Here is a 1,158-nt window from a genome sequence, read left to right as displayed (position 1 = left end):
CCCACATTCTCCAAGTAAGTCGCTGATTTCGCTGTCGTAATCGTGATATTTCGCATATAAATCATGGCGTTGACGGCTGCGAGGGGCGCGTTTCATGGATCACCTGGAGGGTGCGGGCTTGGCGCGGGGAGATCGGGTTGATTTCGACCGCCGTGTGCGTCTGGAGTTCCGTGGTGCGCAGATCAGTTCAGACGGTGGCCTGCTGGTGATGCGCGAGCTTGATGACGTGCTCGGCCTGTCCAATCTGGCGTCGGAGGCGCTGCGAGACAGCCGCACCGGGAAGAACACGCTCCATCGGCTTGACGGATTGTTCCGGCAATCGGTGTTCGGACGACTGGCCGGATACGAGGATGTGAACGATGCCGACCGCTTGGCCCTCGATCCCGTGATGCGTCAGGTCGTTGGCGGCAGGGCCGTCGAGGCGCAAGCTGCTTCGGCATCGCAGATGGGACGGTTCGAGACCGAGACGCTGGCTCTGGCCGCGAACCGGGCGGCGCTGGCCGATCTGAACGGCCAATGGATCGACCGGTTTCATGACCGCAACGGGTTGAAATACATCGTGCTGGACATGGACAGCTCGGTCAGCCCCACCCACGGCGATCAGGAAGGTGCTGCCTGGAACGGGCATTTCGACTGCACCTGCTATCACCCCATCTTCTTGTTCAACCAGTTTGGCATGCTGGAGCGCTGCGCCCTGCGTAACGGCAATGTCCACAGCGCCGATGGCTGGCGGGATGTCCTTGATCCCGTCATTGCCCGATATGCTGGCCGCGACCTTGGTGGACGCTTCTTCCGGGCCGACGCTGCCTACGCGATCCCCGCGATCTATATGCGGCTGGAAGAAGCCAGGTTCTTCTACGCCATCCGTCTGCCCGCCAACGCCGTCTTGCGCGAGAAGATCGCGCATCGGCTGACACGGCCCGTGGGACGGCCTTCGCTGACCAAGGTCAAACGGTTCTTCGAGGACTTCGAGTATCAGGCGGCGTCCTGGGACAAGCCGCGCCGCGTCATCGCCAAGATCGAATGGCATCCGGGCGAGCTGTTCCCCAAAGTCGGCTTCATCGTCACCAACCTGCCGATGGAGCCAGACTGGGTGGTGAGGTTCTACAACCAGCGCGGCACCGCAGAGCAGCACATCAAGGAAGGCAAATATGCCTT

Annotated in this window: 1 protein-coding gene; it reads left to right on the top strand. The window is 61.7% G+C overall.

The window, feature by feature from the left end; genetic code table 11:
• Nucleotides 1-94: 94 nt before the first annotated feature.
• On the top strand, nucleotides 95-1,158 hold a 1,064-nt coding region (locus IE126_RS25705; protein ID WP_189383234.1), incomplete at its 3' end, for an IS1380-like element ISPme1 family transposase.

The sequence above is a fragment of the Gemmobacter nanjingensis genome, from assembly GCF_014652195.1.
Classification (GTDB): domain Bacteria; phylum Pseudomonadota; class Alphaproteobacteria; order Rhodobacterales; family Rhodobacteraceae; genus Gemmobacter; species Gemmobacter caeni.
Note: the sequence above shows the minus strand (reverse complement) of the source record. Positions and strands in the feature narration are given on the sequence as shown.